Genomic DNA, 21,696 nt, shown 5'->3' with positions numbered 1-21,696 from the left:
GTACGGCTGCAAAACAACCCGCTAATTCTATGTGGAGCCTATTGGCTGCCGGGTTGGCTGCCGGGCCGGGTGCTGACCCGCAGCACGTGGTGCCCACTGCCCGCCTCGTAGGTGTAGCGCGCCCCGAAGCCGTAGTAGCGGCACACCTGCTGCACCACCGACAGCCCCAGCCCCGGCGAGGCCGAGCCGGGCTGCTGCTTCTGAAACCGCTCGAAGTACCGGGCGGGGTCGCCGGTGGGCGCGGGGCCGGTGTTGCGGATTTCGAGCGTATCGGGTGTCAGCCGCACGAATAGCGAGCCGCCCACCTGGTTGTGCTTGATGGCGTTTTGCAGCAGGTTCACCACCAGCGAATCGGCCAGCGCCGGGTGCATGCGTACGGGCACCGGGTCGGTGGCCTCGTAGGTTAACACCAGCTCTTTGCCGCTCACCAGCTCCTCCAACAGGGCCAGCTTGTCGGCCACTACGTCGGCCAGGCGCAGCGGCGCGGGGTTAGGAAACTGGCCGTTCTCAATCTTGCTGAGCAGCGTGAGGCCCTGGTGCAGGCGCGAGAGGCGCAGCGTGGCCCCGTAGGCGTCGCGCAGCAGCGGGGCCATTTCCGCGTCGCGGGCCCCGAGCTGCAGCAGCCGTTCGAGCTTGGCTTGCAGAATGGCCAGGGGCGTTTGGGTTTCGTGGGCCGCGTTTTCGGTGAACTCCTTCAGCGACTGGTACTCGGCGGCCAGCCGTGCGCTCATCTGCGTCAGGGCCTGGTTGAGTTCGGTGAACTCGTCAATGGGCGTGGCGGCGGGCAGGCGCAGAGCCGCCGGCTGGCCCTGCAGCTCGTAGCCGCGCAGCGCCGCCAGGGTCTGGTGGAAGGGCTGCCAGAGCCGGCCCGAGAGCAAGCGGTTCAGCCCGGCTAGGCTCAGCAGCAGCCCCACCAGCACGGCGGCCATCACCGAGAGCACCACGCCCAGGGGGCTGTCGTTTTCGAGCAGCGACTTGCGCAGCGTCACCCAGTACGTGATACCACGCACCTGCACCGGGAAGTGCAGCTGCCGGAACGGCTCCCAGCGCCGGCCCACCGGGTCGTACTCCAAGGTGTCGTCGAAGCCGGGCGGGCGGGGGCGGCGGCTCAGGGTTCGCTGGTCGCCCAGCGGCAGGGGGAGCCGGCCGGTGCGCTGCAAAATGGGCGTCAGGTAATTCCGCTCGGTGACCAGCTTTTCTTCCATTTCCGCCCGCAGGGCCCACACCAGCCCCGCGTACAAGGCCCCCGCGCCCAGGACGAAGAGCAGCGCCGCCAGCCGCAGGTAGTAACGGGTAGTAGTAGTCAGCAGCTTCATTCCGCGCGCAGCTCGTAGCCCAGCCCGTACACCGTGCGGATGTAGTCGCGGGCCCCCTTTTCCTGGAGCTTCTTGCGCAGGTTTTTCAGGTGGTTGTAGATGAAGTCGAACGAGTCCGACGTGTCGGCCGCGTCGCCCCAGAGGTGCTCGGCGATGCTTTCCTTGGTCAGCAGGCGGTTGGGGTTGGCCAGGAAGTAGAGCAACAGCTCGTACTCCTTGCGGGTGAGGGCCACCGGCTCGGGGCCCACCAGCACCTGGGCGCGGTCGGGCTGCACGGTCAGTTCCCGGAAGCGCAGCACCCGCTGCCCCTGAAACTGCCGCCGCCGGATGAGGGCGTGCACGCGGGCCGTGAGCTCGGCTAGGTGGAAGGGCTTGGTCAGGTAGTCGTCGGCCCCCAGTTCCAGGCCCAGCACCTTGTCGGGCAGCGCGTCGCGGGCCGAGATGATGAGCACCCCGGCCGTGGAGCCGTCGGCCTTGAGCGTGCGCACCAGGTCGAGGCCGTTGCCGCCGGGCAGGGTCAAATCCACCACCACGCAGTCGTACTGATAGAGCTTGATGCGCTCGTGGGCGTGCGCGTAGTCGGCGGCTTCCTCGCACCGGTAGCCGTCGGCGCGCAGGTGCTCGGCCAGGGAAGTGCGCAGGGTGGGCTCATCTTCGACGAGGAGAATTTTCACAAGGGGGACGGGGCGGAAATGAGAAGGCCAATGGGCAACCTGCCAACCCAAATTTAACGGGAATTGGGTGCCTTCCCAGATTTCCTCGGCCATTTCCAGAAATAGCAGCCACGGGGCCAGGAAGCCCAGCCCCAGGCCCGGCAGCAGCTGCACATGTCGCCACAGCAGGTGATGACTAAACCACCAAAGGGAGTCAGCCTAGTTGGGACGCTTAAAAAAGCTGTTCAAATCATTGGCCTGAATGCTCAGGGACAGGATGTGGTTCGTTCGCTGTCCTCCCGGAAAGACGAGCTGCTGCAGGTACCCGGCCTCCAGCGTAATATCCCCCGGCAGCGTGTATTCCAGGCCCAGAAACGTGCGGTTCTGGTCCCAGCGGTCGGCGCGGGCCACCTGCTCGCCCACGCTGATAAACAGCTCATTGTAGGCACTGGCGGCTAGCTTACTTGCTTGGTTTCGGCTTTTCCCCAGCGGGCGGGCGGCTTTCAAGCGGTAGCGAATCCGGCCCTTTTCGTTGGCTTCGGCGAATTGATAGCCCTCGTCGAGGTCGTTGCCGTTCGGCACCAGGTGCGGCTCGCCTCCCCAACGAAACTCGTACCGGCCCCGGTGCTCCAGGTGGAAAGCCCCCAGCGGGTGCTTGTATATTATTTGGGGCACCAGGCGCAGCTCCGGGGTAAAAAGCAGGCCCTGAGTCGGGACCGGTGCCCATTTCCCATACCAGCCCAGGGGCGACAACGCAATGCTCAACGCCGAATCGACCTTGTAGGTAAGAAAGGGCCGCAACACCATTTCGGACGGGTACTTGAGCAGGTTGTAGTGGCTCCCATCGAGCACGTTGCTGGCATCGGCTTGCCGGCGGTATTGAAAGTCCACGTCGTAATAAAACCGCCGCACGATTTTCCCTTCCACGGAAGCTTCCGTCCACAGCAGGTTGGTGGGGCTGGCGGGGCGGGCAGATTGGGCCAGCAACGCAGAAGAGCCGAAGAGCAGGAGCCCCAGGAGAAGCATAAAATGCCAGAAATGAGCCGTTACGGCCGGCAAGGCGGGTATTTTAGCCGATGGAGGCCGCGCGGGGCCGGCCGCTAGCCGCGCCTCCGCAAAGCAAGCTGGGCGGGCGCGCGTCCAGAAAAGCCCAATGAAAATGCGGTTGTGCTGCTCCATCCTTTCTTTCCTCAGGGGAAATTAATCGCCCTTGTAAAAGAGGCAGTTATTTATTTTACGCGTATTTGGCGCTGTATCAGGTTAGTGCAAGTGCCAAGACTGAAAGGTGTCCGGAAACCGCGCTGGCTCCCTCGTTTGCTGCTGGAGATTTTTTTGCCATTACGAGCCTGCGGAGATGAGTGGTGGCAAGCTACGGGTCAATTCTATTGACACTTTATGGCAAGGGGGAAAATCAGCCAGCACTACCAGTTGCCCCAACCTTTGAACCAAGGCCGGCAGTGTGCTGGCCCGCTGGACTAGCCTTCCTTAAAAGGCACCACCAGGACCGGGCAGTGGGCCCGGGCGATGACTTCGTCGGCGGCGCTGCCCAGCAGCAGGTGCGGCAGGCCGGTGCGGGCGTGGGTGCCCATCGCCACTAGGTCCGCCCCCCACATCTCGGCCACGGCCACCACTTCACGGGCGGGCGCACCGGCCGGCAAAAACCGGCTGATGGGCACCCCGGCCGGAGCCAGGCCCGCCAGCTGGTCGAGCAGCCGCTCGCCGGTGGCGTGCAGCTGGGCCAGGGCCTGGGGGCCGGTCGGGCCGGTTTCCACGTTGCCGATGCTCCGGCGCTCGTCCAGTACGAAGACCAGGCCGACTTCGGCCCGTAGCGCAGCCGCCAGGGCCAGGCCGGCCTGCGCGGCCCGGTATGCCGGCGGGTTCTCATCCACGGCAATCAGAATTTTACGGTACGGCATGAGCAGGGATGATTAAAAGTAGTAGGGGGCACTCAGAAAACGTAAAATATAGCACGTTAAGGAATTTGGCCGAAAGCGTGGTACAAAAAACGTAATCTAGCTGAGTTGCTCGTTGCCGCTTTGCGGTGACTGTGGATGCCGCCGGCTCGATGGCACCGGTAGCTGTAGCGCTTTAACTGACATTTTCTTCATCGGTTTTGCTGCGCGATTAGCGCGCTAACAAGGCGAGCGCAACACGGCTCATCTCCACAGCCAATTGCCATCCGCCTGTTCATAAGCAAGGCTGCCGTATACTTCCGTATGCTAAAATCCTACTCCTTCCCCCGCCGATGAAGTCGGTCGTCCAGCAGTTTGCGCCCGCGTATTTTGCGCTGGTGATGTCCACGGGCATTATTTCGTTGGCGGCGCACGCGCTGAAGCTGACGTGGGTGGCGGAAGGGTTCTTTTACCTGAATCTGGGGTTGTACCCGCTGTTCGTGGGGCTGCTGCTGCGTATCCTGCTGTTTTCCAAGGAATTTTGGCGGGCCTTGACCGCGCACGAAACCGGTGCCGGCTTCCTGACCCTGGTGCCGGCCACCACGTTGCTCGGCAGCCAGTTGGTGCAATTGCGCGGCAATCATTGGCTGGGCAGCGTGCTGTGGGGGGCGCGGCCGGCTGTTGGGCGGTGCTGCTCTACGCCTTTTTGTGGAGCATCAGCACGGGGGCGAAAAAGCCTACCCTGGAGCAAGGCTTCAGCGGGCGGTGGCTGCTGCTGGTGGTGGCCACCGAGGCGCTGGCCGTGTTGGGCGCGAAGTTGCTGCCCGCGAGCAGCTTGCCGGCCGACGTGGGCGTGTTTGGGGTGCTGGGCCTGTTTTTGGTGGGCAGCTGGTTGTACCTGGTGCTCAGCACGCTGCTGTTCTACCGCCTGGCCTTCGTGCGGCTGGTGGGCGAAGAAGTGGGCGCCGCCTATTGGGTGAGCATTGGAGCCGGGGCCATTACGGTGCTGGCGGGGGCCAGCCTGGCCGGGGCCATGCAGCACACGCCGGCGCTGGCCGAGTTGCGGCCCTTCAACTCATTCCGACGTATTTTATTTTCCTTGCGTTGGCAGCCTGGTTCCTGATGATGGGGGGGATGCTGCACCACTTTTTGGCACCCCCCAAACCAACTCCCACCCCCGAACCGGCGCGGGCATAGGGGCGGGGGCCGGCCCCCGGAGGCGCTGCCCCCGAAATAAGCGCCACCTTGTCGCGGCGGCTATCTGGGAAGACAAGCAGCAGACTTAACGCCTGCTCCGTTGCTGACGCGGCACGCCGCTTTTCTGCTCACGCTGGCCGTGACCACACCGGGCCGCCCGGTCTTTGGTAAACCCGTTTCACTTTTCTGCAACCCTCCATGTTTACCACCCACAATGCGGCCGAACGCGCCGTGCATTACCCCGCCGACCGCCGGCTGGTGGCCCGATTCCAGCCGGGGGCGCTGGCGGTGTGCGCGGCGCTGGTGCTGGTACCGGTGGGGCTGGCCTGGGCGCAGTACCTGGCCTTTGGGCTGCCCGCCGACCCGTCGGCGCGGCTGGTGGCCCCCACCGCCGCCGACCCGCAGGGCTTTCCGGCGTGGCTGCGCATCGGCCACTGGGTGAATTTCTTTTTCCTGGTGCTCATCGTCCGCAGCGGGCTCTCCATCCTGGCCGACCACGCCCGCCTGTACTGGAACAACGGCTGCGCGCCGGGCACCGACTGGCTCCGCTTCACCCCGGTGGCCGTGCCCACCGACCGGGTGTGGACGGCCAAAGAGGACGCCCGCTACCTGAGCCCCGTGCTGGGGCTGCCCGGCTACCGGCACACCGTCGGGCTGGCCCGGCACTGGCATTTTATCACGGTGCCCTTCTTTCTGCTCAACGGGGCGGTGTTCATCGCACTGCTGTTTTTCACCAACCAGTGGCAGCGGCTGGTACCCACGTCGTGGCAGGTGGTGCCCGACGCCTGGCGCATCTTCGTGCACTACGCCACCTTCCATCTGCCGGTGGAGCCGAACGGCTTTTTCCGCTACAACGCCTTGCAGCAGGTGTCGTATTTCGCGGTGGTGTTCCTGCTAGCGCCCATTTCGATGCTGAGCGGCATGGCCATGTCGCCGGCCATCGAAAACCGGTTTCATTGGTTCCCCAAGCTGTTCGGCAACCGGCAGGGGGCGCGCTCGGTGCATTTTCTGGTGCTGGTGGCCTACGTAGCCTTCACCATCATTCACGTAGCAATGGTGGCCGCCACCGGCCTCACCCGCAACATGAACCACATGGGCACCGGCCAGGACGACGCCGTGAGTCACACCGGGCTCTGGATGGGGGCCGGCATCCTGCTGCTGACCGTGGCCGCCGCTTTGCTGGCGCACTGGGTGTCGTGGCAGCGGCCCCGGGCGCTCCAGCAAACCGCCGCCGCCATCAACGGCAACCTCTGGCGCTGGTCGATTGACAAGTTTCGCCCCACGGTTTACTACACGAAGGCCGACATCACGCCCTACTTCTGGCTCAACGGCAAACTGCCGGACTCGGCGCAGTGGCGCACCCTGGCCGCGAACCAGTTCCAGGATTTTAAGCTGCGCGTGGGCGGCCTGGTCGAGAACCCCGTGGAGTTGTCGCTGGCCGACCTCAAGCAGCTGGGGCGGGAGCAAAACATCACCATGCACCACTGCATCCAGGGCTGGTCGGCCATTGCCGAATGGGGCGGGCTGCCCCTGTGCAAGCTCGTCGAGCTGGTAAAACCCCACGCTTCCGTGACCACCGTGGCGTTTTACTCCTTCGGCGAGGGCCTCTACGGCGGCGCGTACTACGACACCCACACGCTGGCCAACTGCCTCAAACCCGCCTCTATTCTGGCCTGGGAAATGAACTACGCGCCCCTGTCCGAAGGCCACGGCGCGCCACTCCGGCTGCGGGTGGAAAACCAGCTGGGCTACAAAATGGTGAAGTGGGTTTGCCGGGTCGAGTTCGTGGAAAGCCACGCCACGGTTGGCAAAGGCTTCGGCGGCAAAAACGAGGACGACGAGTATTTTGACCTGCTGGCCGATACCTGAGCCCACCGCATGGGAGGATGCGCGAAGCAATAAAACGTAAATACCGGCGGTTTCTTGCGCAACGCCTCTGTTCTGGGACGGCTGGTTACGGGAAGCGGAAGCCGGAAGGTTCGGGCGCTGCCGGGGGTCACCCGAAAGTCAGCGCTAGGCATCTGAGCCAGCTTGTCGGCTCGCCAAATCGGACGTTTAAAGGAACCGCGTACGGGTGGGCTCTCTTTGGCATTTGGCTCACCAAGTAGGTAACAAGCGAATTCAAGCCCCTACAGCCGTATTCCACGCCTTAACGTGCTGTATTTTCCGTTTTCTGAGAGGACCCCTAGTAGACCTGGCAAACCGCTGCCAGCTGCCTTGCCCCTTAAGGGCGTACCAACAATCTTTAGATTCGGGCGCTAGCCTTGCGACGAATTTACTCCGTTTCGTGATGCGTTTTTGCTCCTTATCTACCGGCCGTGCCCTGCTGTTTTTTGTGGTCGGGTGGGGCGGGCTCTCCCCCCGGCTGTTACGCAAACGGGGCCACCTCGAACATCTCCGGGCCCGAAGCACTATTTGGCGCTGACGGCCACCATCCCGCTGCCCCTGGTGAAGGGCGGCTTTGACCTGATGGCCGTGGACGTGGCGGGCCAGCGCCTGTTCGTGGCCGCCCAGGACAACCACACCGTCGAGGTGGTGGACCTGCGCCACGCCCGGCCCCTGGCCAGCATTGCCCACCTGCAGGAACCCAAGTGGGTGGTGTACCGGCCCGAGCTGAACCGGCTGTTCATCTCCACCGCCCTCGACGCGCAAGTGACGGCTTTGACCGGCGACACTTACCGCCCCGTGGCCACCTACGCTTTTAAAGAGAAGTGCAACAACCTGCGCTACGACGCCTGCACGCGGGAATTGTACGTGGGCGTGGGCAATACCTTCGGGGCGTTGGGGGTGATTAACCTGCGGCTGAACAAAGTGACCGGCTCAATTCCGCTGGCCGACTTCCCCAAGCAGTTTGAGCTGGACGGCAACCGGATTTACGTCAACGTGCCCCGCCGCCACGTCATCCAGGTCGTGGACCGCACCACGCGCCGGGTGGTGGCCACCTGGCCCGTGCCGGGCGCAACGGAAAACGTGCCGATAGCGCTGGACCGGCTGCACCACCGCCTGTTGGTGGCCTGCGAGCCGGGCGAGCTGCTGATTTTCTCCACCCTCACCGGCAAGCCCGTGGCGCGCCTGCCCATTGCCAAGGAGGCGGACGGGGTGTATTACGACGCCCGCCGCCGCCGGATTTACGTGTCCTGCGGCGCGGGCTCCGTGGCCGTCATCGGGCAGGACGACCCCGACCACTACCGCCCGCTCGACCAGCTGCCCACCCGGCCGGGGGCGGGCACCTCCCTGTATTCCCCGGAGCTGGATGTATTCATCGTGGCGCTGCCGCAGGTGGGCCCGCAGCCGGCCGCCATTCAGGTCTACCGGCCCGCCGCCTGATGCCTGGTTCCGGCTTAGCGCTCCGCGTTGCCGGCCTCGCGCAGCAGCAAGCGCACCTGTTCCAGCAGGGGCTGGTTACGCTCCAGGAAGCGGGCAATCTGGTCGGGGTGGTCGATGAGCTCCACGCACTGCGGGTGCTTGAGGGCGATGTGCTCCACCTGGCCGTGGTGCAGGGCGTCGCCGCGCAGGTAGCCGGCCGTCACGTTGAAGGCAATGGCCTGCTCGATGTCCAGCGCCTTGGCGGCTTTGAGCAGCTCGTGGGCCAGGGGCTGGCCCAGCAGGCGGCGCCAGCCCTGGCGGCCGGCCACGTGCGCGCCGTGCGGAAAGTAGAGCCGCAGCACGGTGTACGGGACGTTGGGTTGGGGGTGATGCCGCTTCATGGCGTGGGTTTGGGAGTGGTGGACTGGCCGTTTTTGCGGTGGGCGGCAACCTCGCCCAGCTGCCGGCCCTGCTCGCGGCCGAAGCGCAGGTGCTTGGCGTGGCCGATGACCTGCGCCGAATAAATGCCGGAGTGGCCCGAGAATAAGTAGGCCGCCACGCAGGCCAGCCCAAAGTACACGCCGGCATGGGCACCAAACAGCTCCACGCCCATGAAGGTGCAGGCCAGTGGGGTATTGGCCGCGCCCGCAAACACGGCCACGAAGCCCATGCCCGCCAGCAGCGCCACCGGCAGCGGCAGCACCAGCGCCAAGGCCGAGCCCAGCGCCGCCCCGATGAAAAACAGCGGCGTCACCTCCCCGCCCTTAAAGCCGCAGCCCAGCGTGAGGGCCGTCAGCCCGAGCTTAATTAAGAAATCCTGCGGCGGCAGCGGGGCCTGAAAGGATGCCACGATGGTGGGCACACCCAGGCCAATGTACTTGGTGGTGCCCAGCGCCGCCACGGCCAGCGCCACCAGCACGCCCCCCACCACGGGCCGCAGCGGCGGGTAGGCAATGCGCTTGAACCAGTGCGTAATCTGGTGGGTGAGGGTGGCAAAGCCGCGGGCCGTGAGGCCAAACAGGATGCCGACGCCCACCGTGAGCAGCAGCGTGCCCGGCGTAATGGCCGGCACTTCCAGCTGCGGGTAGTGAGTATGCCCCACGCCCCAGGCCTTGGTAACGAGGTCGGCGCAGACGGCGGCCAGGAAGCTCGGCACGATGGCATCGTAGCGAATGGCGCCAATCAGAAACACTTCCAGCCCAAACACAGCCCCGGCCAGCGGCGTGCCGAACACGGAGGCAAACCCCGCGCTGATGCCGGCGATGAGCAGAATCTTCCGGTCGCGGGGCCGCAGCCCGAGCCAGCGGGTAAGCTGGTCGGCCAAGGTGCCGCCCATCTGCACCGCCGTGCCCTCGCGGCCCGCCGAGCCGCCAAACAGGTGCGTGGCCAGCGTGCCGAACAGCACCAGCGGGGCCATGCGCAGCGGGATGACCTTGCGCGGGTTGTGAATCTCGTCGATGAGTAGGTTGTTGCCCTTCACCACGCTTTGGCCCAGATAGTGGTAGCTGGCCCCGATGACGAAGCCGCCCACGGGCAGCAGCCAGATAATCCAGCGGTGGGCTTCGCGCCATGCCGTAATCCAGTTCAGGGCAAACAGGAAGAAGGCCGAAGCGGAGCCCGCGAGCACTCCAACGGCGGTGCAAATCAGCAGCCAACGGACCAGAAAAACCAGGTGGGGGGTTTGCTCGATGGCCAGCGCGGGCCTAAACAAGAAAAAGCGGGAAAGGCGAGTAGCCACGGGCAACGGGGAAATAAAGCCAACAAAAAACCACGCTCCGCGGGCGCGAAGCCGTGGTGTTCGTAGGAGTCATCAGCGCAGCGCCCGGAGGCGGAGGCGGTTCGCGGTGGTACCCCATCACCGGATTGGAAGCCCAAAGATAGCGGCTTTGCTCGCCAATTGAAACCCGCCGCCCGCCTCTTTCCCCCGTCCGCGCGCCGATGAACTCACACGAAACGGGCGAGCCAGAAGCCCACGAACGCTGCCAGTAGGCCCACGAACAGGCTGCCCGCCAGGTAAGCTGCCAGCAGCAGCAGCTCCCCGGTGCGGGCCAGGGTCAGGCTCTCAAAGGCGAAGGTGGAAAAGGTGGTAAACCCGCCGCAGAAGCCCGTAGTCAGAAACAGCCGCCAGACCAGGGGCGCCCCGGTATGCCGCTCAAAATAGCCCAGCAGCAGCCCGATGAGCAGGCAGCCGCTGACATTCACCAGGAACGTGCCCAGTGGAAAGCCCACCGGCACGTACCGGGTAACGTATTGCTGCACCCAGTAGCGGCTGATGGACCCGAGAAAGCCCCCCAGGCCAATAAAAAGGATGGAACGGTTCATGAAGCGCAAGGGGTCAAGCGGGCAACTCCCTGTAAGCCCATCGCACAAAAAAGCCTGGCAGTTGGCCAGGCTTTTTTTGTGCGATGGGCGCATTGCCTACCGGCAGCTTACGGGGCAACTGGGAGTAGCTGGGCAAGGTTGGCAGCCGGGCTTGCAGACGCTGCTGCAAGCCACCGTTTTGGCGGCCAGGGCTTTCTTCTTGGCTTTGGGCGTACCGGCAAAAGCCAGCGTGGATGCGGCCAGCAGGCCGGCTAACAGGACTTTGTTCATGGGGAATGGGTGTTAAATGAAAAAGTGTTGGCAAAGGTCTTTCTGACCTACCGGGGCTTGTCAAGGGTTTTCCAGTTTATTTTTCAGCGAGTCGATTTCCGCTACCACTTCGCGGGTGGTGAGGGTTGGGTAGCGCTGGCGCACGGCTTCGAGCTGGTCGCAATAGGCGCACGCGCCAGGGCAAGCGTCGAGGGAGCTGACCAGTGTAAGGGCAAGGTGCCGGCGGAGCACGTCGTCGAGGGCGGTATGCACGGCCCGCTTGATTTTGCCCTCCACCGCCTGAAACTGCTCGTGCAACTCGCGCACCGTTGGCGCGTCCTGGTGCAGCAGCCGTTCCAGGGCGTCTAGCTGGCCGCGCACAGCGTTTACCTCTTTTTGCAACTGTTTCTTTTCGCGGGGCGTGAGCATGAGATTAGAAGTCAGGTAGCGGATAAAGATACGTTGTGTAACCAGCCAGTACAAAAACGGACTCGCTTTGGCGATTAGCAGCAGGAAAAACGCTGGTACCGGCTGGTCTTTTTTGGGCTACGCCGCTGCCGGCACTTCCTCCGCCTTCGCTTTCAGCTCCGGGGCTTTCACATGGTGGTAAATCAGGCGCATGCCGGTGGGCAGCACGAACAGCAGCAGCGGCAGGGCCACCAGGAAGCCGCCGATAACGGCCACGGCCAGGGGCTGCTGCATCTGCGCGCCCAGGCCGATGCCCAGGGCCAGGGGCATGAGCGCCAGGATGGCCCCGATGGCCGTCATCAGCTTGGGGCGGATGCGCAGGGCAATGGCGAAGCGGATGCTCTGGTCGATGTCGCCGGTGGCTTCCAGGCTGGTGTAGAACTGGTTGACGGTGAAAATGGCGTTTTCGGCGATGATGCCCACAATCATGATGATGCCGGTGTAGCTGCTCACGTTCAGGGCGATGCCGGTGAAGAACAGGGCCAGCAGGCAGCCCGTGATGCCGAGCACCGAGATGAAGAGCACCAGCAGCGAAATCAGCCACTCGCGAAACAGAAACAGCAGCACGGCAAACACCAGCAGCGAGGCCGTGAGCAGAATCAGCTCCAGCTCCCGGAACGAGGCCTGCTGCTCGGCGTAGGCCCCCCCGTACACCACGGTGTAGCCCGGCGGCAGGGCCACGTGCTGGCCGATGGTGCGCTGGATTTCCTGGATGGCCGAGCCCAGGTCGCGGCCGTTGAGGCGGGCCGTGAGCACGGCGGCCGACTTGAGGTCTTCGCGGCGCAGGTCCACCTCGCCCGGCTCCACGTCGATTTTGGTGAAGAAGGGCAGCGGCTTCACCGAGCCGTCGGGCAGGTAGATGACCTGCTTCTGGAGCTGCTGGAGGCTGTTGTGGCTGAAATCGACGAAGCGCAGCAGCACGGGGCGCAGCTGCTCCCCGTCCTGAATCTGGCCAATCTGCACGCCGCCGAGCATGGCACTCTGGGCGGGCGAGATGCTGCCCTGGCTGGCCCCGTTGTTCAGGGGCACGCCGCCGGTGAGGGCGTTGAGCTGGTTTTGAAAGTCGGTGGGCGTGAGCTTGTAGAGGGCCAGCTTGCCCAGGTCGGGCCGGAACACGATGCTCGGGCCGGCCACCACCAGGCCGTCCTCCACGTCGGCCACGCCGGGCACCTTTTCCAACAGCTGGCCGGTTTGGCGGGCCAGCTTTTCGAGGGTGGCCTGGTCGTCGCCGAAGATCTTGACTTCGATGGGGCTCGGTGTGCTCATCAAGTCGCCCAACAGGTCGGCGATGCGCTGGCCGAAGTCGATGGTCAGGGCTGGCTGCGTGGCGGTAATGGCCTTGCGCAGCTGGTCAATCACCTGCGGCGTGCTCAGCTTGTGGTCGCGCCGGAGCTGGATGGAGTAGTCGCCGAAGTTGGCCGGCACCGTGCGGAAGGCCATGCGGATGCCGGTGCGGCGCGAGTAGCTTTCCACCTCGGGATTGGCGATGATGAGTTGTTCAACCCCGCGCAGCATCTTGTCGGTTTCTTCCAGCGAGGTGCCGGGCGGCGAGTAGTAGTCGAGCACGATGGTGCCCTCGTCGAGGTCGGGCAGAAAACCGGTTTCCAGCTTGCCCGACACGAACCAGGCCCCGCCGGCCAGCACCAGCACAAACAACACCGCCAGCACCGGCCGCGCAAACAGCCCCGTGAGCCAGCCCAGCTTGGCGGACTGCTCCTCGGCCGCGTTGTGGTCGTGGGCGTTTTTGCCCGCCCGGTAGCCGATGAGCAGGTGCAGCACCGGCAGTAGCAGCCAGGTGACCAGAAACGAGCAGACCATGGTAATCTGCATCGTGTCCGACAGTTCCTTGAAGAAGCTGCCCGCCAGCCCGCTCATCAGCCGGAAGGGAAAGTGGATGACGATGGTGCTCAGCGAGGAGGCCACCATGGCCGGAAACAGCGCCCGGATGGCCTCGCGCACCACCCGGAATTTGCTCTCCTCCGGATGCTCTTCGTGGGTGCGGTAAATCTGCTCGATGATGACGATGGCATCGTCAATAATGAGGCCTACCGAGGCCGCGATGGCCCCCAGCGACATGATGTTGATGGTGATGCCGAACAGGTAGAGCACCAGCAGCGTGAAGCAGACCGTGACCGGAATGGTGAGCAGCACCACCAAACTGGCCCGCCACGAGCGCAGGAATACTATCATCACCAGGATGGCCAGCGCCAGCCCTTCGACGATGCTGTGCACCACGCTGTCGATGCTGTCGGTCACGAAGGCCGACTGGTCGTAGTAGGGCTTGAGCACCATGCCCGGCGGCAGCAGGCGGCGCACTTCGGCCGCCTTGGCTTCCGAGTCGCGGGTGAAGTCCACCAGGTTCACGCCCTGCTGCTTCACCAGGTCGATGAGCACCGCGTCGTGGCCGTTGGCGTTGATGATGACGAACTCCTGCTGCTCCTGGATGTCGACCGTGGCCACGTCCTGCAGGCGCACCACCCGGCCCGCGTCGGCGCGGATAACGACCTGTTTCAAATCGTTCACGCCGCCCAGCCGGGTATCGGTCAGGGTGAGGTAGAGGCGGCGGAAATCGGCCAGGTTGCCGTTGCTGAGCACGAAGTTGGTGTTGGCAAAGGCGGCTTGCAGCGTGGCCGGCGCGATGCCGAGCTGCGTGAGCTTGGCCGCATCGGGAATGACGACGAACTGCTTGACCTTGCCGCCGCGCACCACCACGTTGGAAGCGCCGGCCACCTGCGAAAACAGGGGCCGCGCCACTAGGTTGGCCGCGTCGCGCAGGGCGATGGGCCCCCGGCTGGTGCTTTCCAGCGTGTAGCCCAGCACCGGAAAAAGCGACTGGTTCATGGCCTCCGTGGAGATGGTGACCCCCGCCGGCAGCAAGCCGTTTATCTCGTTGAGGCGGCTTTCGAGCTGCGTTTTGGTGGCGTACACGTCCACGTTCCAGTTCAGGTACACCTCCACCACGCAGGAGCCGCGGCTGGTGCTGCTCTTGACGATGGTCACGCCCTTCACCCGCTTCACGGCCGATTCCAGCGGCTTGGTCACCGTAATCATCATGCGGTCCACCGGCTGCTGGCCGGCATCGGCGATGAGCGTGATTTTGGGGAAGGTCACCTCCGGAAACAGGGCCGTCTGCATCCGCGAGTAGGCAAACAGGCCCACCACGATGAGCAGCACGCCGACGAGCAGAATCGGCTTGCGGTAGGTCTGGAAGTAGGTGCTGTCGTCGCCGCCGGGCAGCGTGGCGGCCGGCGGTTGCGGGGCCGGGGCGGGCGCGGCAGCTGCGGTGGCCGGGCGCTTGGTCAGGGGCTCGCTCATCGCAGGACTTTTACTTTGGCGGTGTCGGCCAGGCCGTAGTTGCCGGCGCTCAGTATCTTATCCTGCGGGCCGAAAGTGGGGGTCAGCACCTCCATCTCGGTGGGCTTCTGCACGCCCAGCGTCACCGGGACTTTCACGGCGGTGGAGTCATTGACCAGCTTCATCACCCAGAAGTGGTGCAGCGTCTCGTCGGAGAGCACGCAGCTGGCGGGCAGCACCTGCGTGGCGGCGCGGCGGGCGCGGGTGAGCAGCACCTGCACCACCAGGTTTTCGGGAATGACGCCCGGCGGGTTGTGGGGTTTCACCAAGTATACTTCCGACTGGCTGGTGTTCACGCTGGCGAGCGGGGCCGTCACGGTGCCGGTCAGCCGGGTGCTGTCGGGCAGCACAAGGGTGACGGTGGGCTGGCTGGCCACCAGGCTATGGTACTCGTAGGGCAGGTTGAGCTGAAACACGAGCTTGCTGCTTTCGGCCACGGTGCAGAGCGGGGCTCCTTCCAGCACGTAGTCGCCGGCCTGGGCGTGGTCGAGCAGGCTGACGATGCCGCTGGCCGGGGCCTTCACCGTCACCAGCCCGAAGCCGCGCAACGACGGGTCGATGCGCTCGGCATTATTCCCCAGGGCGCGGCGCTCCTTGGTTTCGAGCTCAAACAGCACCTGCCCGGCCGCTACCCGGTCGCCGAGGCGCACCCGCACGACGGTGATATAAGCGGCAATCGGGGCCGTCACGCCGCTTTTGCGCGGGTAGATGGAGGTGGCCGGCAGGGTCACGTGCTCTTCCACGGCCTGGGTGGCGGGCCTCACCACCCGCACCTGGGCGCGGGGCGGCGGGCCGGCCTCCTCGTCGGGGGCTTTGGATTTGCAGGCGTTCAGCAGCAGGGGCAGCAACAGCAGCCAGACGGCGGCGCGGTACATCGAAAAAGGCATAAAATGAATGAAGAATGAGGAATGAAGAATGAGGAATTTTGAGTCAGGCGGAAATTCTTCATTCCTGATTCCTCATTCTTCATTCAAATCACCAGTTCCAGTAGTTGTAGGCGTTGATGAGCAGCAGGCGGTTGTTGTCCAGCAGCACTAGGTCGCGGCTGGCGGTGGCGTAGCTTTTGAGCACCTGCACGTAGTTGATGACGGGTAGCTGACCGGCCACCACCTCGCGCTTGTAGGAGTCGAGCAGGGCGCGGTAGCTGGCCAGCTGCTCGCGGGAGAGGCGCTGGCGCTCTTCCAGAGCCCGCAGCTCGCCCAGCAGGCGGGTGAGGCGCACGGGGTTCACGGTCTGGAAATTCTGGCGGGCCTGCTGCACCGAGCGGAACAGGATGCTGGTGCGCTCGCGGCTGAGCTGGCGCTGGTGGCCATCGAAGACGAACATCGTAAAGTTCAGTCCCGCGCTGGCCCCAAAGCGGTTGGGAATGTCGCGCAGGGCCACGGCGTTCAGGCCGGTGTTGGCAAAGGCGTTGAGTTGGGGCCGGTAGCGCAGCTCGAACACCTGCTGCGTGAAGGCCAGGTTGAGGCTGTCGAGGCGGTAGCGCTCGGCGTAGCGGGAGGTGCCCACCGGGGTGCGCTGCAGCGTCAGGGCGGGCGCGGGCAGCTGCACTTCGGTGGTGTCGCCCAGGCCGCAGAGCACGTTCAAATCCAGCAGGTCGCGGCGGTAGGACGTGCGGTAGGTGTTCAGGGCCAGCCGCTGGGTTTGCTGCTCGATGGTGAGCAGAGTGTAGTCCGACTGCTTGAGCAGGCTGGCTTCCACGAGCTTGCGCACCAGCAGGCTTTGCTTGTCGAGCAGGCCCAGCAATTCGCGCACGTAGCCGAGCTGCTCCAAATCCTGGCGGCAGAGGATGTACTGGTCGCCGACGAGCTTTTCCAAGTCGTGCACCGAGAGCCGGGCCAGGTTTTGTAATCCGAGCGCCGTGTTCTGCGCCTGCAGGGTGTACGCCTGGTTTCTAATGGCATTGTAAAGCGGCTGCGTCACCTGCGCGTAGCCCTGGTACAAGGCCCCGTTAGTCAGGTTCTTGTCGTAGCCGGAGTAGCTCTCGGCGTTCTGCCCCGAGTACAGCAGCTCACTGCGGCCGTTGTCGTGCGAGATAACCGGCGAAACGAGGTAGTTGCCCGTCAGCGTCACCTGGGCCTTGGTGTAGAGGGCCCGCAGGCGCTGGGCCTCGATGCTGGCGGCCTGAATCTGGTTCTGGGCGTCGCGGGCCAGGGGGCTGTTCTGGCGGGCCTGCTCCAGGTAAAAGTTCAGGTCGCGGGCCGGCGCGGGGGCCGCCGGTTGGGCCCGGGCTCCCATCAGGGCCAGCAGGCCGGGCAACAGCAGGGCCGCGCCACGGAAAAAGCGGGAGAAATGCGAAAGAGAAAAGGGCATGGCAACGAATACGGCGAAATTCGCCGCAAGTACCCGTCCAATTTGGAAGATAGTTGGAAGAAGGACCGGCGCTACGGTTCCGCCCGGTTCAAGGCGGCGCAGCTGGGGCACTCGGACCGCTCCTCGCCGGGGTGGCCTTCGTAGTACTGCCACTCGCCGCTGGTTTTCACCGCCTGCCCTTCGGGGCATTGGTCGTTGTCGTGGTAAGGGTAGCGCTCGGGTTCGGGGGCCGGGGCCATGAGGCCCGTCGGGAGCGCGAGGTGATGGAAAAAGGGTTGCGTGCGGGCCATAGAAAAAAGATTTAGCTGCCAAAGGCGGCGTTGAGGACCCCCGCCAGCCGGACGCCGGCTTGCAGCAGGCGCTGGTCGACGGTGGGGCCGTGGGCGGGGTAATAGCGGTAATCAAACTTGGTATTCTGCGCCGCTTCGGCATAAATCGGCGGGCAGAGCTGGTAGGACTCGTACAGCCAGGCGGCCGGCTCGGCCTGCTGCCACTGCCGGACTTGGGCGGGCGTGGCGTGGTCGAGGGCGGCCGCGATTTCCGTCCAGCTAAGACCGGGGTATTCCACCAGGTCGGTGTCCCAGATGGCGTGCAGGTTGGTGTCGTGGCCCCGCCAGCTCACGTTGATGAGGTTGCCGTCGTGGTCGTCGGGGTTGCCCACGTGCAGGGGCATGTGCACGTCGCCCACCAGGTGCACCAGCCACTTGAGGGCAAAAACCCGTTCGGAAGTGGTTTTAGCGGGGTCTTTCAGGTCTTTGAGCTGCTGCACGATGGCCGTGTAGGCGCTGCCGACAGCCGGAGCGCTGGCCGTTAGAAAACCGACGAACTGCGGCTGCGGCAGGCCGGGCGGCACGCTCACGTAGTGCCAGGGGGCCAGAGCGGCGTACTGCGGGTCGGGCCGGATTTCGTCGGGCCAGGTGCTCACCAGCGGCAGGGTTTCAGTGCCCAGCAGGCGCTGGATTTCGCGGCGGGCGCGGGGCGTGAGGTGGTTTTCGGCAATGCGGCCAATGGCGCGGTGCCCCACCACGCCCCAGCACCAGCCGGTGAGCGGCAGGAGCACGAGCACCAGCAGCGGGAGGATTTTCTTGAGCATAACCAATAAGCAGGGACGAGAAGAAAAGCTTGGATTGCCCTAAACGGAAAGGGCTAGTTGCGGGTGAGCAAGTAACAAAAACGTAACGGTCAGCACGTGGCGGCCTTCGCCCGGATACTCGTAGCGCAGGCCGAAGCCGCAGGTTTCGGCAATCTGGTGGGCGATGGCCAGGCCCAGGCCCACCCCGCCGGGGGCGCTGTCGGCCTCCTTGCGGAAACGGCCAAATTCCTGCCCCGCCGGCAGCGGGCGCGGGCGGCCGGTGTTTTCCACCCGCAGCTTCGTCGCCGTAAGATGCACGAGGATGGTACCGCCGGGGTGGTTGTGGCGGATGGCGTTGGTGAGCAAGTTGCTCACCAGAATGTCCACCAGCGTGCGCGGGGCAGCCACCGGCACCGGCGCGGCCAGGTCGGTGATGAGCGTCAGTTCGGCCCCCGCTATCTGCTCCTCCAACTGCCCCAGCTGGGCCTGGAGCACCTCGGCCAGGTCCAGGGTTTCCGGGGGCGCGACGGACTGGTTCTCCAGGCGGGCCAGCAGCAGCAGGCTGCGGTTGAGGCGGGCCAGGCGCTGCGTCACGGCCAGCAGCGCGTCGAGGTGGCCGGCCTGCACTTCGGTCAGGCCCGGGGCCTGCAGCAGCAGCCCCAGCTTGGTGCGGAGCACGGCCAGCGGGGTTTGCAGCTCGTGGGAGGCGTTTTCGGTGAATTCCTTCTGGCTGCGGTAGGTGCGCTGCACGTGGGCCAGCAGCCGGGCCAGCACCGCGTGCAGCTCCTCAAATTCCCGCGTGGTGGTGGTGGCCAGCGTCACCTCGGCGGGCTGGTCGAGACGAAAATGCTGCAACTGGCGCAGCGTGCGGTAGAACGGCCGCCATAGCCGCCGGGCCAGCACTGCCTGCAGGCCCAGCATCCCGGCAAGCAGCACGGCCAGCAAAATGGCCTGCGACTCGGCCAGGCCGGTGAGCAGCTCGTGGTTTTCGACCAGTGAGCGGCGCAGCACCAGCCGGTAGGGCCGCCCCTGGTAGGTGAGGTAGGACACCAGCTGGCGCTCCGGCTCCGGCTCGCGGGCCAGGCTGTCGTAGCCCACGACTTCGCTGATGGTATCGGGCACGGGTGGCCCCGGCGGCGTGGGGTGCAGCTTCAGACTGGGGTCCAGGCGCATCCACAGGGCCAGCTCGGCCGGGGTGTGCACGTAGGGGAGCAGCCGCGTCACTTCCTGCCGGCGCAGGCGCAGGGCGTCGTCCACGTCGGCGTTGTTGAGGCGGCGCACGATGGCGTAGAACACGAAGGTGCCGGCCACCAGCACCAGCCCGGCGTAAGCCAGCAGCGCCAGCGTGGTGCGGGTGAGCAGCTTCACGGCGCGGCGGGGGCCTCGAAGCGGTAGCCCAGCCCGTACACGGTGTGGATGCAGTCGGCCGCCCCGGCCTCGGCCAGCTTGCGCTTGAGGTTGCGCACGTGCACGTAGATGGTGTCGTAGTTGTCGAACAGCTCGGCCGCGTCGCCGCTCAAGTGCTCGGCGATGGCCCCGCGGGCCACCACCTGGCCCTGGTTGGCCAGCAGCAGCAGCAGCAAGTCGAACTCGGAGCGGGTGAGCGGCAGTGGGTGCTCGCCCACGGCGGCGGTGCGGGCCTGCACGTCCACCAGCAAGTCGTGCACCACCAGGCGGTTGGTGCCGTTGAAGCGGCGGCGACGCACCAGCGCCGCGATGCGGGCGCTGAGCTCGGCCAGGTGAAAGGGCTTGGGCAGGTAGTCGTCGGCCCCCAGGCGCAGGCCCTGGATGCGGTCTTCCAGCGCGTCGCGGGCCGAGGTGATGATGACGCCGTCGGCCTTGTGCTGGCGCTGCAGCTCGCCGAGCAGGGTCAGCCCGTCGCCGCCGGGCAGGGTCAGGTCGAGCAGGATGCAGTCGTAGTCGTGAAACAGCATCTTTTCGCGGGCCTGCTCATACGTCGTGGCCACTTCGCACACGTAGTGCTGGCCCCGCAGGTAGTCCACGAGGTCAGTCACCAGCTCAGCTTCATCTTCGACAATCAGGAGCTTCATGGGGAAAGGGCAGCGGGGAAAGGACAAGGTTACGCGGCAAGTTGGAAGAAAATTGGAAGATGGGGAATGGGGTTGTTGGGTGCCGCTAATGCTCATCCACAAAATAATTACGTTTCTAAATATCCTCAGAATCGTACCCGAGCTTTCAGCAGGGTAAGCGGCGCTGAACGAATTGAACGTCACCCCCTTTTTCCAAGCCCCGGCCTCTTGCCGCCCGGTGGTCATTTCCAATCAAGGCACGTATCGCATCATTCTCACCACCGCCCCCTTATTTCGCTGAGCATCATGAATAAAGCCATATTCAAAAAAGGCGTGGCCCTGCTGTCTCTGGGGGCCCTTTCATGGGTGGGGCTCAGCGCCCACAGCCAGCAGCCACCCACACGGGCGGCGGCCCCTCCGGTCAAGCAGCTGCTGGCCACGCCCCAAACCGTGACGATAGGCTACTACGACGCGACGGCCCCGCCCAAGCTGCGGATTAAATCGGGCGACGTGGTGCAGATGCAGACGCTGGTGGCGTGTACGCCCGCGCTGCTGGAAGAAGCGGGCCTGCTGCCCGCCCAGGTGCAGCCCGAGCTACGGGCAATTATCCAGCAGGTGACGGACAAAGGGCCGGGCATTCACATCCTCACCGGCCCCATCTACGTGGAAGAAGCCCAGCCCGGCGACGTGCTCGAAGTGCGCATTCAGGACGTAAAGTTGGCCGTACCCTACGCCTACAACGCTTTCACGCCCGGCCACGGCGCGCTGCCCAACGACTTCCCGTATGCCCGCATGCGCATCGTGCCGTTGGACCTCAAGCGCCTGGTGGGGCTCTTCGCTCCCGGCATCGAGGTGCCGCTGCGGCCCTTTTTTGGCAGCATGGGTGTTGCCCCGCCCGACGTGTCGGGCCGCATCAGCTCCTACCCGCCCTGGATAAACGCGGGCAACATCGACAACAAGGAGATGGTGGCCGGCAGTACGCTCTTCATTCCGGTGCACGCGCCGGGGGCCTTGTTCTCGGCCGGCGACGGGCACGCCGCCCAGGGCGACGGCGAAGTGGATTTGAAAGCGCTGGAAACCTCGCTGGTGGGCACCTTCCAATTCATCGTGCACAAGGGCCAGCACCTGAACTGGCCCCGGGCCGAAACCCCCACGGAATTCATTGCCATGGGGTTTGATACCAGCCTGGACGAGGCCGTAAGCCTGGCCACGCGCAACATGGTGGACTTCCTCGTCACCGAAAAGCACCTGAGCCGCGACGACGCCTACGTGCTGTGCAGCGTGGCCGTGGACCTGCACGTGACCCAACTCGTGGACGGTTCCAAGGGCGTACACGCCATTCTACCCAAAAGCCTCTTCATCGCCGCGACGCGCAAGTAAAATCGGGCAGCAATAGCGACGAGGGGGTAGCATTGGCTCCAGACTAACCACAGTATTGCAGGCTACCCTTGCGCTGGGTTTGCCCAAGCCATTCAATTACAAAGCTTGGGCAGTAGGCACAGTATCTAGCCCTCAACAGAAGGA

General features: G+C 64.9%; 20 protein-coding genes, 1 pseudogene and 1 riboswitch. Of the genes and pseudogenes, 5 read left to right on the top strand and 16 right to left on the bottom strand.

Going from position 1 to position 21,696, the window contains the following annotated elements:
• Positions 1-38: 38 nt before the first annotated feature.
• The 4 genes from MKZ35_RS06725 to MKZ35_RS06710 form a co-directional block, all read right to left on the bottom strand.
• Positions 39-1,316 carry a sensor histidine kinase gene (locus MKZ35_RS06725; RefSeq protein WP_482512466.1) on the bottom strand — a complete coding sequence of 426 codons (1,278 nt, stop codon included), beginning with the start codon at positions 1,314-1,316 and terminating at the stop codon, positions 39-41.
• Complete coding sequence (locus MKZ35_RS06720) at positions 1,313-1,990, bottom strand: response regulator transcription factor (protein WP_482512515.1); 678 nt, start codon at positions 1,988-1,990, stop codon at positions 1,313-1,315. Before MKZ35_RS06720 ends, MKZ35_RS06725 begins: the two co-directional genes overlap by 4 nt.
• A gap of 198 nt (positions 1,991-2,188) precedes the next feature.
• Positions 2,189-3,148 carry a DUF2490 domain-containing protein gene (locus tag MKZ35_RS06715; RefSeq protein WP_482512465.1) on the bottom strand — a complete coding sequence of 320 codons (960 nt, stop codon included), beginning with the start codon at positions 3,146-3,148 and terminating at the stop codon, positions 2,189-2,191.
• A 296-nt stretch (positions 3,149-3,444) separates the two neighbouring features.
• A complete protein-coding gene (locus MKZ35_RS06710; RefSeq protein ID WP_482512464.1) occupies positions 3,445-3,885 on the bottom strand; it encodes a universal stress protein in 441 nt (146 codons plus the stop codon).
• A gap of 329 nt (positions 3,886-4,214) precedes the next feature.
• Here MKZ35_RS06710 and MKZ35_RS06705 point away from each other — a divergent pair.
• The 4 genes and pseudogenes from MKZ35_RS06705 to MKZ35_RS06690 form a co-directional block, all read left to right on the top strand.
• Positions 4,215-4,469, top strand: a pseudogene (locus tag MKZ35_RS06705) (SLAC1 family transporter); the annotation flags it as partial.
• Positions 4,470-4,504: 35 nt separating this feature from the next.
• Positions 4,505-4,984 carry an SLAC1 family transporter gene (locus MKZ35_RS06700; protein ID WP_482512463.1) on the top strand — a complete coding sequence of 160 codons (480 nt, stop codon included), beginning with the start codon at positions 4,505-4,507 and terminating at the stop codon, positions 4,982-4,984.
• 272 nt (positions 4,985-5,256) lie between these two features.
• The gene (locus MKZ35_RS06695) at positions 5,257-6,927 is read left to right on the top strand and encodes a molybdopterin-dependent oxidoreductase (protein ID WP_482512462.1); all 1,671 of its coding nucleotides are present in this window, start codon (positions 5,257-5,259) and stop codon (positions 6,925-6,927) included.
• A gap of 546 nt (positions 6,928-7,473) precedes the next feature.
• Positions 7,474-8,385 (top strand): YncE family protein, encoded by a 912-nt coding sequence (locus MKZ35_RS06690; RefSeq protein ID WP_482512461.1) that lies wholly within the window; start codon positions 7,474-7,476, stop codon positions 8,383-8,385.
• A 14-nt stretch (positions 8,386-8,399) separates the two neighbouring features.
• Here the strand turns inward: MKZ35_RS06690 and MKZ35_RS06685 are convergent, their stop codons facing one another.
• From MKZ35_RS06685 to MKZ35_RS06630, 12 genes are all read right to left on the bottom strand, one after another.
• A complete protein-coding gene (locus tag MKZ35_RS06685; protein ID WP_482512460.1) occupies positions 8,400-8,765 on the bottom strand; it encodes a DUF190 domain-containing protein in 366 nt (121 codons plus the stop codon).
• Complete coding sequence (locus MKZ35_RS06680; protein WP_482512459.1) at positions 8,762-10,102, bottom strand: voltage-gated chloride channel family protein; 1,341 nt, start codon at positions 10,100-10,102, stop codon at positions 8,762-8,764. The genes MKZ35_RS06685 and MKZ35_RS06680 overlap by 4 nt, the downstream gene beginning before the upstream one ends.
• A 56-nt stretch (positions 10,103-10,158) precedes the next feature.
• A riboswitch (Fluoride riboswitch) is annotated at positions 10,159-10,233 on the bottom strand.
• A gap of 75 nt (positions 10,234-10,308) precedes the next feature.
• Positions 10,309-10,686, bottom strand: coding sequence for a fluoride efflux transporter CrcB (gene crcB, locus MKZ35_RS06675; RefSeq protein ID WP_482512458.1), 378 nt, complete (start codon positions 10,684-10,686; stop codon positions 10,309-10,311).
• Positions 10,687-10,782: 96 nt separating this feature from the next.
• The gene (locus MKZ35_RS06670; protein ID WP_482512457.1) at positions 10,783-10,956 is read right to left on the bottom strand and encodes a hypothetical protein; all 174 of its coding nucleotides are present in this window, start codon (positions 10,954-10,956) and stop codon (positions 10,783-10,785) included.
• Between the two features lie 60 nt (positions 10,957-11,016).
• Positions 11,017-11,418, bottom strand: a complete 402-nt coding sequence (locus MKZ35_RS06665) for a metal-sensing transcriptional repressor (RefSeq protein ID WP_482512456.1) — start codon at positions 11,416-11,418, stop codon at positions 11,017-11,019.
• 63 nt (positions 11,419-11,481) lie between these two features.
• A complete protein-coding gene (locus MKZ35_RS06660; RefSeq protein WP_482512454.1) occupies positions 11,482-14,718 on the bottom strand; it encodes an efflux RND transporter permease subunit in 3,237 nt (1,078 codons plus the stop codon).
• Positions 14,715-15,644, bottom strand: a complete 930-nt coding sequence (locus tag MKZ35_RS06655) for an efflux RND transporter periplasmic adaptor subunit (RefSeq protein WP_482512453.1) — start codon at positions 15,642-15,644, stop codon at positions 14,715-14,717. The genes MKZ35_RS06660 and MKZ35_RS06655 overlap by 4 nt, the downstream gene beginning before the upstream one ends.
• An 88-nt stretch (positions 15,645-15,732) precedes the next feature.
• On the bottom strand, positions 15,733-17,070 hold the full coding sequence (locus MKZ35_RS06650) for a TolC family protein (RefSeq protein ID WP_482512452.1): 1,338 nt from the start codon (positions 17,068-17,070) through the stop codon (positions 15,733-15,735).
• A gap of 71 nt (positions 17,071-17,141) precedes the next feature.
• Entirely contained in the window at positions 17,142-17,360 is a 219-nt protein-coding gene (locus MKZ35_RS06645; protein WP_482512451.1) for a hypothetical protein, read from the bottom strand.
• Between the two features lie 11 nt (positions 17,361-17,371).
• The gene (locus MKZ35_RS06640; protein WP_482512450.1) at positions 17,372-18,163 is read right to left on the bottom strand and encodes a S1/P1 nuclease; all 792 of its coding nucleotides are present in this window, start codon (positions 18,161-18,163) and stop codon (positions 17,372-17,374) included.
• Positions 18,164-18,202: 39 nt separating this feature from the next.
• Complete coding sequence (locus MKZ35_RS06635) at positions 18,203-19,510, bottom strand: sensor histidine kinase (RefSeq protein ID WP_482512449.1); 1,308 nt, start codon at positions 19,508-19,510, stop codon at positions 18,203-18,205.
• Entirely contained in the window at positions 19,507-20,220 is a 714-nt protein-coding gene (locus MKZ35_RS06630) for a response regulator transcription factor (protein WP_482512448.1), read from the bottom strand. The genes MKZ35_RS06635 and MKZ35_RS06630 overlap by 4 nt, the downstream gene beginning before the upstream one ends.
• Positions 20,221-20,478: 258 nt before the next feature.
• Here MKZ35_RS06630 and MKZ35_RS06625 point away from each other — a divergent pair, with 258 nt between their 5' ends.
• Positions 20,479-21,552: an acetamidase/formamidase family protein gene (locus tag MKZ35_RS06625; RefSeq protein ID WP_482512447.1), complete on the top strand. Its 1,074-nt coding sequence runs from the start codon at positions 20,479-20,481 to the stop codon at positions 21,550-21,552.
• The last annotated feature ends 144 nt before the right edge of the window (positions 21,553-21,696 follow it).

The organism is Hymenobacter sp. R533113, assembly GCF_056835965.1.
Note: the sequence above shows the minus strand (reverse complement) of the source record. Positions and strands in the feature narration are given on the sequence as shown.

Coding starts and splice junctions, on each gene's coding strand:
- MKZ35_RS06725 (WP_482512466.1), bottom strand. CDS start 1,316: ATGAAGCTGCTGACTACTACTACCCGTTACTACCTGCGGCTGGCGGCG.
- MKZ35_RS06715 (WP_482512465.1), bottom strand. CDS start 3,148: ATGGAGCAGCACAACCGCATTTTCATTGGGCTTTTCTGGACGCGCGCC.
- MKZ35_RS06710 (WP_482512464.1), bottom strand. CDS start 3,885: ATGCCGTACCGTAAAATTCTGATTGCCGTGGATGAGAACCCGCCGGCA.
- MKZ35_RS06695 (WP_482512462.1), top strand. CDS start 5,257: ATGTTTACCACCCACAATGCGGCCGAACGCGCCGTGCATTACCCCGCC.
- MKZ35_RS06685 (WP_482512460.1), bottom strand. CDS start 8,765: ATGAAGCGGCATCACCCCCAACCCAACGTCCCGTACACCGTGCTGCGG.
- crcB (WP_482512458.1), bottom strand. CDS start 10,686: ATGAACCGTTCCATCCTTTTTATTGGCCTGGGGGGCTTTCTCGGGTCC.
- MKZ35_RS06670 (WP_482512457.1), bottom strand. CDS start 10,956: ATGAACAAAGTCCTGTTAGCCGGCCTGCTGGCCGCATCCACGCTGGCT.
- MKZ35_RS06660 (WP_482512454.1), bottom strand. CDS start 14,718: ATGAGCGAGCCCCTGACCAAGCGCCCGGCCACCGCAGCTGCCGCGCCC.
- MKZ35_RS06655 (WP_482512453.1), bottom strand. CDS start 15,644: ATGCCTTTTTCGATGTACCGCGCCGCCGTCTGGCTGCTGTTGCTGCCC.
- MKZ35_RS06650 (WP_482512452.1), bottom strand. CDS start 17,070: ATGCCCTTTTCTCTTTCGCATTTCTCCCGCTTTTTCCGTGGCGCGGCC.
- MKZ35_RS06645 (WP_482512451.1), bottom strand. CDS start 17,360: ATGGCCCGCACGCAACCCTTTTTCCATCACCTCGCGCTCCCGACGGGC.
- MKZ35_RS06640 (WP_482512450.1), bottom strand. CDS start 18,163: ATGCTCAAGAAAATCCTCCCGCTGCTGGTGCTCGTGCTCCTGCCGCTC.
- MKZ35_RS06625 (WP_482512447.1), top strand. CDS start 20,479: ATGAATAAAGCCATATTCAAAAAAGGCGTGGCCCTGCTGTCTCTGGGG.